Raw genomic sequence first — 7,648 nt, 5'->3', positions numbered from 1 at the left:
AGGCCGTGCCGTGGGGGTTGTCGATGACGTAGCGCCACCGGCCGTCCGGGCCGCGCCGGACGACGTCGGTGGCCGTGCCGGACAGGTCGATCTCGCTGCCGTCCTTCGCGGTGCCGCGCATCGACCAGTCGACGATGAGCAGGGCGATGTCGCCGGCGACGTACATGTGTCGGGGACGCGCCTCGATCGGCAGGCCGAAGCTGCGCAGGTGCTCGTTGGCGGCCAGGAGGCCGGCGCCGGTGACGGGATGGCCGGGGACGGGGACGAGCACGGCGTCGTCCTCGTAGACGTGGCCGAGGGCCGCAGGGTGGCCGTCGTTCATGGCCGCCACGAAACGGGCGGCGGCGTCGGCGGGGTCGCCCGCGGGCACGACCTGAGGCTGTGAAGGGTCATGAGCGTTCATGACGTAATGATCATATCACCGGGAGGGGCCGCCGCCGGCGGCGGGGGCGAGGTCGAGGGTGGCCAGCGCGCCGCCGTCCCGCGGGTTGGCGAAGGTGAGCCGGGCACCGAGCACGGCGGCCTGGCCCGCGGCGATGGTCAGGCCGAGGCCGTGGCCGGGGGTGGTGCGGTCGCCGCCCTTGCGGAACCGGGCCGGCCCGTCGCGCAGCAGGTGGCCGGGGAAGCCGGGGCCGCGGTCGCGGACGGTGAGGCGGGGTCCGTCCACGACGACGGTGATCGGCGGCCGGCCGTGCCGGGTGGCGTTGGTGAGCAGGTTGGCCAGGATGCGCTCCAGCCGGCGCGGGTCGGTGGCCACGACGGTGCCGGTGTGGACCACGACCTGCGCGTCCGGCGCGAGCGCAGCCGCTCGGTGCGTGGTGAACTCCCCGAGCGCGACGTCGGACAGGGCGGGGCGCTCTGTGGCGGTGTCGAGGCGCGCGACCTCCAGCACGTCTTCGACGAGGGCGCGCAGGGCCTTGGTGCGCTCCTGCACGATGTCGGTCATCCTGCCGGGCGGCAGCAGCTCGGCGGCGGTGGTGAGGCCGGTCAGCGGGGTGCGCAGCTCGTGGGCGATGTCGGCGGTGACCCGGCGTTCGGCTTCGAGGCGGGCCTGCAGGGCCCCTGCCATCGCGTCGACGGCGTGGGCGAGCTCGGTGGCCTCGTCGTGGGAGCGGCCGCCGATCGCCGCGCCCACCCGGACGGTGGGGTCGCCGGCGCTGACGTGCCGGGCGGCGGTCGCGGCCCTGCGTAGCCGCTCCGACAGCCGCGCGCCGATCGCGATCCCGGCCAGGGTGCCGCCGGCGACGACCGCGGCCGAGCCGAGCAGCAGGACCCGGTCGAGCGCGGCCAGGTCGTCGAGGCTGTCCCGGTAGTCGGAGCGCAGGGACAGCACGTGCTCGCCGGTGCCGGCCGCCGCCCAGATGAAGGTGCCCTCGGAGTTCTGGCGCAGCGCGGTGGCGACCTTCCCGCCGCGCACCGCCGCCCGCAGGTCGGCGGGCACGGCCGGGTCGTCGAGCCGGCTGCCGAAGGCCGGCTGGCTGCCGCGGTGATATTCGCGCAGCAGCAGCTGGATGCGTTCGGACTGCAGGCGGTGGGCGTCGTCGGCCTGCTTGCGGGCGTAGGCGAGGTGGACGATGAGGCTCAGCGCCACCGCCACGACGACACTGACCGCGGCGACCGTGGCACTGATCTTCCAGCGCAGGCTCATCCGCCGTGGCCCCCTCGTGCGCGGGAACCTCACTCGCCCTCCGCGCGCAGCTTGTAGCCGAAGCCGCGCACCGTCTCGATGCGGTCCCCGCCGATCTTGGTGCGCAGCCGCTGCACGTGGATGTCGGCCAGCCGGGAATCGCCGCCGTAGGCGTAGTCCCACACGCTCTCCAGCAGCACCTCCCTGCTGAGCACCACGCCGGGCGACTCGGCGAAGCGCAGGAGCAGCCGCATCTCGGTCGGGGTGAGCGCCACGGGCCTGCCGCCGCGCAGCACCCGCATGCCGTCGACGTCGATCTCCACGTCGCCGAAGCGCAGCGGGCGGGCCCGCCGTCCGGCGGGAGCGCCGCCCTGCGGGGTGCGGTCCTGAGTGGTGCGGCGCAGCACCGCGCGGATGCGGGCCAGGAGCACCGAGCCGTCGAAGGGCTTGGTCACGTAGTCGTCGGCACCGGCCTCCAGGCCGACGACGACGTCGACGGCGTCGTCGCGGGCCGACACCATGATGACCGGGACGAGGCTCTCCTCGCGGATGCGCCGGCACAGGCTCACGCCGTTCATGCCGGGCAGCATCACGTCCAGCAGCACCACGTCGGGCGTGCGGGCGCGGAACGACTCCAGCCCCGCCATTCCGTCGGCGGCGGTCGTGACCGTCAGGCCGTCGCGTTCCAGGGTCAGCTGGGTCACTTCCCGGATCACCTCGTCGTCCTCGACGAACAGCACGTGCGGGGCCTGGCTCGCGTCCATGAAACTCCTGTCCATCTTCGTGTCGTCTCACGCGCCGTCGAGGACGAGCGCGCGGCCGCTCCAGCGCAGCGGCGTCTCCCTCGTCGAGGTCGGGCAGGAGGCGGCGTCGCCCGGCCGGTACTCCGGCCGCACCAGCACAAGGGCGGCGTCGCGGACCTCGACGCGGCTGCCCGCCCCCTCGTGGGCGTAGACGCGCCGGTCCGGCTGCCCTCCGGCGAGACGGTAGACGTAGGTGCCACGGGTGCCCTCATATCCGCAGCTGCGGCCCGGGCAGGTGTAGACGGTGACGGCCACCAGGTCGACGTGCCCCCAGTCGGCGGACAGGGAGATCTCCTCGGCGTGGACGGGGAACCTGCCGTGCTCGCACCGCTTGATCGCGGCCGTGTTCTGCGTGCCCAGGCGCGGATCCTCGCGCAGCATCCGCATCCCGTCCAGGTCGGACGGGCTGCCGACGGCCGTCTGCGCCGGCGTGGGGGAGGCCGTGCCCTGGCTGGGCCGCCCTTCCACCCGCACCCGCGGATCGATCCCGCACCCGGCCAGGGCCAGCCCGCACAGCACGGCGCCCGCGACGGCGAGCGGTTTTCTCAGCGACATGCCGCAGATAATACCTGCCGCGCATTGTTACAAGACCTATGGATTACCGCTGGCATTTCGATGTGAAAGCGGAAATGAATCGACGGCGACCGCCTTTACGGTGGACGCCGTGGTGCTCCGCCACGGAGCCGAATGCCGTACCGGCCTGCGCGTCAGGGCCGGTACGACGGCCGGGAAGCACTCTGCGGACAAGCCGCGGACGCTCACCTGCCGAGAAATTCCGTGACGCATTCAGAAAGACATCGAAACGTTCGCCGAGCAGGCGGAGAAAGCCGGGACCATGCCCCTGTCTTGGGAGGCCAACCAGAAATGAACCATCCCGTGGACGTTCCCCATGACGCCCCCCCGGGCGCTCAGCCGACGGTCCGCTCCCGGCCCCCGCGGGGGCGGTGGCTGGGGCTGGACGCCGTGCGGGCGCTGGCCATCGTCGGCATGGTCTACATGCACGTCAGCCCGACCGGCTGGCTGAGCCCGGCTCCCATGCCGGACAAGCCGGGTGTGCTCGACTGGATCGAGCACACCGTCTCCGGCCGCTCGATGAGCCTGTTCGTGCTGATGGCCGGCATCTCGGTGGCGCTCATGACCGGCGGGCCGGCGCCGCTCGACGGCGACCGGCTGTCGACGGCCAGGAAGCGGCTGGCCGTCCGCGCGGTCATGCTGTGGCTGATCAGCCTGTGCGTGGATCAGGCGTCCGGCATGAACCTGTCGATCCTCGAGTTCTACGCCGTGTGGCTGCTGCTGCTGATCCCGCTGGTACGGCTGCGGCCGGGCACGCTGCTGGCCGCCGCCGGCGTCCTCGGGGCCGTGCTCCCCGTCTTCTGCTTCACCGTGCTCAACTACGGCCGCACCTGGGCCATCTCCCCGATGAACAGCGCCGGAGCCGACCCGGCCTTCGGGCTGGCGGTGCTGGTCAACCCGCAGGACTGGCTCGCCAAGCTGCACCAGCTGCTGCTGGGCGGCGGCTTCCAGACGCCGTACGCGATCCCGCTGCTGCTGGCCGGGCTGGCCATCGGACGGCTCGACCTGCGCAGCCGCGCCGTACGCGCGAAGATGGCCGGCTGCGGCGCGCTGCTCGTGGCCGTGGCCTGGCTGGTGTCGTGGGTGGCGCTCGTCCCGCTGGGCGCCGAGCAGGCGCTGGCGGACATGATGAAGTCCGCGGGCGGGCCGATGGTGCAGCCGTGGACGTCGGTGCTGACCCTGCCGCCGCACCAGCTGTACGCGCTGAGCATCCCGATGGCGCCCATGATGGTCGGGGTCGGCCTGCTGCTGCTGGCCGGGTTCCTCACGCTGCTGGAGCGGCCGGGCTGGCAGCGGGCGCTGCTGCCGCTGACCGCCGCGGGAAGCCTGTCGCTGACGTGGTACGCCGCCCACCAGGTCGTCATCGAGCGGACGGCCGGCGACCCGCCCTACGCCTTCACCCTGTTCGCCGGCATGCTCGTCTTCGCCCTCGTCTTCTCGCCGCTGTGGCGGCGGTGGATCCGGCGCGGGCCGCTGGAATGGCTGGTGCACCGGGTCACCGTCATGGTCGTACGCGACCCGGCGACGGCCAGGCACAAGGGCGCGTAGGCGGCGCGCGTGCGGTCGGCACCGGGGCGCCCGGCGCTCCCGGTCCGGCCGCCCGCTCACCGCCCGCGGCGCCGGGCCCGCAACAGCACGCAGGCGAGGGCGCCGAGCACGACGGTGGCGAGCCCCGAGACGCCGAGCGTCGCCTGCGGGCCCAGCGCCGTCGTGACAGGACCGCCCAGCGCGGTGCCGAGCGGCGCCGCCGTGAGCAGCGCCGCGCTGCGGGCCGCCAGCATCGCGGCCAGGTGCTCCGGCGGCGCCTTGGCCTGCATGAGCGTCACCGACAGCGCCACGAACGGCCCGTAGACGGCGCCGCCGAGCCCGAAGCACACGACGGTCACGGCCGTCGGCGCGCCGAACCCGAACGGCAGCAGCAACATTCCCCAGCCGAGCACGATGGCGACCGTCACGGGCCAGAGCGGCAGCCGCCGCAGCGCGCCGACGGCCAGCGCGCCGCACACCGCGCCGACGCCGAACACCATCCAGTACAGGCCGAGCAGCGTGCCCGGCGCTCCCAGGTCGTGGGTCACGTGGAGCGGCAGCGCCACCTCGACCGGGCCGTACAGCAGGTTGAAGAACCACGTGAGCGTCAGCAGCCCGAGCAGCTCAGGATGGGAGCGCACCAGCGCGAACCCGCCGCGGGCGGCCGTCCGGTCGACGGGGGAGACCCGCCCCGATCCGGGCAGGCGGATGCGCAGCACGACCACGGCGAGGAAGACGTAGGTGAGGGCGTCCAGGCCGATCACGAGCGCCGTGCTCACGTACGTCACCAGCACCCCCGCGATCGCCGGCCCGGCGATCGTGGCGGCGAATTCGATCGAGCCGACCAGGGTGTTCGCGGCGAGCCGATGCTCGCCCGGCAGCAACTCGGCCAGCAGCGTGTACCTGGCCGCGCTGCCCCACGCGTGCAGCAGGGACGAGACCGCGAGCAGCGCGACGTACAGCGGCAGGCTGAGCAGCCCCGCGAGCCAGAACAGCGGTACGACGCCGAGGAACACGCCGCGCACCACGTTGTCGGCGAGCAGCACGCGACCGGCCGGCACCCGGCGCAGGCGCCGGCCCAGCACCAGCGCGCCGACGATGCCCGGCATCGTGTACGCGGCCACCGCGCCGCCGACCCACAGGCCGGCGCTCGCCTGCGGAGCGAGCTCGATGGCGAGCCACGCCACGGCGACGAAGCTCATGCCGTCCCCCAGACAGGAGACGGCGAAGCCGAGGATCAGCCGCCGCAACACCCGATGGGCGAGCACCGGCCGGTAGGCGGCGGGGACGAGACGTCGGAGCACGGAAGGCGCGTGCGAGACCATGAGCGGCGGATCGGCTCAGCGCGGGTCCTGGACGCGGCGCGAGGCCGTCCGCCGGAGCGCGGGGCTCGCCGGGTCGTGCGGAATGCAGGTGGTGTGAGCCGTGATGTGCATGGTCATCAGGTTATGGGTGGCTATGAGAGCGATGCTTCTCGAAAACTGACCGGTCGCCTCGACGGGCCGCGAAAGCGGGCCCCGGCGACGGCCCGGGGTTCACGCGGCTGCGGCGCGGGCCCGGTCCAGGATGCCCAGCGTCAGATCCTCCTGCACGTCCTCCAGGTTCCACCGGGAGTCGCGGTAGGCGTGGTTGCTGACCCAGAACGTCATCACGCCGTCGTCCAGCGACCTGGCGTACGACGCCAGCGACCAGGAGTTGCCGCCGTCGTGCCAGGCGATCCGGCCGTCGCCGGTGTCGAGCATGCTCCAGCCGTACGCGTACGACTCGCCGGAGTCCGGCATCGGCGCGTACGGGGTGAACAGCTTGTCCTTGGCACCGCCGGGCAGGACGGTGTCGCCGATCAGCGCGCGGTGCCAGCGGAACATGTCGCGGGCGGTGGACAGCATGCCGCCGTTGCCGCGCAGGTTCCAGTAGGGGCCGTCCGGCGCTCGCGGATGTTCGTCGGGCCGGCCCTTCGCGCGGCCGCCGGCGTCGTACTCCACAGCCACCCGGCTGCGGTCCCAGTGGGGCAGCACGTACCCGGTGCTGGTCATCCCGGCGGGGGCGAACAGGTGCTCGGCCAGGAACTCCTCGTAGCCGAGGCCGGAGACCTTCTCGATGATCGCGGCGAGCACGCTGTAGCCGGCGTTCGAGTAGTGGAACCGTTCGCCGGGGGCCGACAGCGGTGCGGAGGCCAGCGCCCGGGCCAGCAGGCCCTCGCGCGACAGCACTTCGTAGTCGTCGCCCAGTGACTCGGGAAGGCCCGCCGTGTGGGTGAGCAGGTGGTGCACGGTGATCCCCTGTTTGCCGGGCGGGACCTTCCCGAGGTGGACGCTGATCGGGTCGCCGGTGTGCAGCCTGCCCATCGTCTCGAGCTTCAGGATCGCGGCCGCGGTGAACTGCTTGGTGATGGACATGACGTCGTACACCGTGTCGCAGGTCGCGGGGCTCCCGGCGGCGCGGTCGGCCAGGCCGAAGCCCTCACAGTCCACGATGCGGTCGCCGCGCGCCGCGATGACCGTGCCGCCCGGCCCTTCGGGCAGCGTCCTGGCCAGGAAGTCGGATATCGGTTCGTCGGCGGCGGGCGAGCACGCGGTCATCGCGAGCACGAGCAACAGCAGCGCACCTGTACGCATGGGGCCTCCAGCGATCGGAAGGCACCAGTTGACCCGCGCCGCCAGGACTGATCAACATGTCGGGATGTCCGGGTTCGTACGGGACACCGTACGTCCAGGTCAGCGTCCCGGACCCGCACCCGCAGATCGACAGGAGCCGATCATGACCACCACACCACCGCCGCCACCGGTCACCGGCGAGGCCGCTTTCATGCAGGAACTCCGCCGGCTCAAGGCCTGGTCGGGCCAGAGCTTCCGGCAGCTCGAACGCCGCGCGTCCGCCGCCGGGGACGTGCTGCCCTCCTCCACCGCCTCCACCATGCTCGGCAGGAACCGGCTGCCCCGGCACGAGGTGCTCGTGGCGTTCGTCCGGGCCTGTGGCCTCGACGAGGAGCAGGCGCGGGCCTGGGCGGACGCCCGCGCCGCCATCGCCGGCGCCGCGGCCGCTCCGGCAGCCGCCCCACCGTCAGACCCTCCGGAGGGGCCGACGGAGGGGCCGCCACGGCGGTGGGCGGTGCCGGCCC

Annotated in this window: 8 protein-coding genes; 2 read left to right on the top strand and 6 right to left on the bottom strand. The window is 73.3% G+C overall.

Going from position 1 to position 7,648, the window contains the following annotated elements:
* The 4 genes from E1295_RS45985 to E1295_RS45970 all read right to left on the bottom strand — a co-directional run.
* Positions 1-403 (bottom strand): YybH family protein (locus tag E1295_RS45985; RefSeq protein WP_132641394.1); only part of this gene is annotated, 403 nt, incomplete at its 3' end.
* 15 nt (positions 404-418) lie between these two features.
* Positions 419-1,648, bottom strand: coding sequence for a sensor histidine kinase (locus E1295_RS45980; protein WP_132641392.1), 1,230 nt, complete (start codon positions 1,646-1,648; stop codon positions 419-421).
* A 29-nt stretch (positions 1,649-1,677) separates the two neighbouring features.
* Positions 1,678-2,391: a two-component system response regulator CseB gene (gene cseB, locus E1295_RS45975; RefSeq protein WP_132641390.1), complete on the bottom strand. Its 714-nt coding sequence runs from the start codon at positions 2,389-2,391 to the stop codon at positions 1,678-1,680.
* Positions 2,392-2,418: 27 nt separating this feature from the next.
* Positions 2,419-2,985 (bottom strand): hypothetical protein, encoded by a 567-nt coding sequence (locus E1295_RS45970; protein ID WP_132641388.1) that lies wholly within the window; start codon positions 2,983-2,985, stop codon positions 2,419-2,421.
* Positions 2,986-3,306: 321 nt separating this feature from the next.
* Here E1295_RS45970 and E1295_RS45965 point away from each other — a divergent pair, with 321 nt between their 5' ends.
* Positions 3,307-4,551 carry a heparan-alpha-glucosaminide N-acetyltransferase domain-containing protein gene (locus E1295_RS45965; protein ID WP_166427751.1) on the top strand — a complete coding sequence of 415 codons (1,245 nt, stop codon included), beginning with the start codon at positions 3,307-3,309 and terminating at the stop codon, positions 4,549-4,551.
* Positions 4,552-4,607: 56 nt separating this feature from the next.
* Here the strand turns inward: E1295_RS45965 and E1295_RS45960 are convergent, their stop codons facing one another.
* Positions 4,608-5,834 carry an MFS transporter gene (locus E1295_RS45960; RefSeq protein WP_220449237.1) on the bottom strand — a complete coding sequence of 409 codons (1,227 nt, stop codon included), beginning with the start codon at positions 5,832-5,834 and terminating at the stop codon, positions 4,608-4,610.
* A gap of 231 nt (positions 5,835-6,065) precedes the next feature.
* A complete protein-coding gene (locus E1295_RS45955) occupies positions 6,066-7,145 on the bottom strand; it encodes a serine hydrolase domain-containing protein (RefSeq protein ID WP_132641382.1) in 1,080 nt (359 codons plus the stop codon).
* A 142-nt stretch (positions 7,146-7,287) separates the two neighbouring features.
* On the opposite strand from E1295_RS45955, the gene E1295_RS45950 reads away from it, so the two are divergent.
* The coding region (locus E1295_RS45950; protein ID WP_132641380.1) for a helix-turn-helix domain-containing protein at positions 7,288-7,648 on the top strand (361 nt) is incomplete at its 3' end.

The sequence above is a fragment of the Nonomuraea mesophila genome (assembly GCF_004352805.1).
Taxonomy (GTDB): Bacteria; Actinomycetota; Actinomycetes; order Streptosporangiales; family Streptosporangiaceae; genus Nonomuraea; species Nonomuraea longispora.
This window is presented reverse-complemented; position numbering and strand designations above follow the sequence as displayed.